The 713-nt window shown below is 65.5% G+C and carries 1 pseudogene; it reads right to left on the bottom strand.

The features are described 5' to 3' along the window. Positions 1-677 (bottom strand): annotated as a pseudogene (locus tag B3547_RS19095) (hypothetical protein); the annotation flags it as partial. Positions 678-713 lie beyond the last annotated feature (36 nt).

Below are 713 nucleotides of genomic sequence, written 5' to 3'. Positions count from 1 at the left end.
TGTTCCTGGTTGAACGCGGTGTGGTCGGTCGCGCGCATGCACATCAGGCGGTACAGCGGGCGCACCTCGGGCCAGCTCACCACGGCGCCGCGCTCCATCTCGGCTTTGTTGGCCTGGTAGAAGGCCAGCGCTTCGGCTTCGGCCCGCTCTTTGTCCTCGTCCTCGCCGGCCGCGGCCGAGGTGTAGATGCCTTCCCAGGTATCCCACAGATCCATTCGGTCCGGCCACGTCATGATCGACCGGAAGATGCGGCGGCGCCAACCGGGCTTGCGGGCCACGCGGTTGATCGCTGCGTCGTAGTGCAGCGAGGTGCCCACCCAGAACACGTCCATACCGCCGGCCGGCCCAGCCAGGCCGACGATCGCCGACAGCACGTAGTGTTCGACCTTGTCGCGCTGGCTCTTATCGCGGACGTTCTCGTCGTTTTCCAAATCGTCCAGCCAGATCAGGTCTGGCCGGTGCGGGCCGTGCTTCATGCCGCGCATCTTCTTGCCGGTGCCGCCGATACGGATTTTGATGTTGTTGGCGGTGATCGCCGTGGTGGCCTGCCACACCCGGCCTTGGCCCACCGCTTTCGGGAAGTCCATCGCCAGGCGCGGGTTGGCTTCGAGTTCCGCCTTGATCGACGCGAGCATTTCCGAGGATTGTTCCTCGGTGTTCATCACGATGCCGATCATGTGCTTGCGGGCCTTGTCGGGCAGGCCACGCCCGGC

It is taken from the genome of Novosphingobium sp. UBA1939 (assembly GCF_002336885.1).
GTDB lineage: Bacteria > Pseudomonadota > Alphaproteobacteria > Sphingomonadales > Sphingomonadaceae > Novosphingobium.
This window is presented reverse-complemented; position numbering and strand designations above follow the sequence as displayed.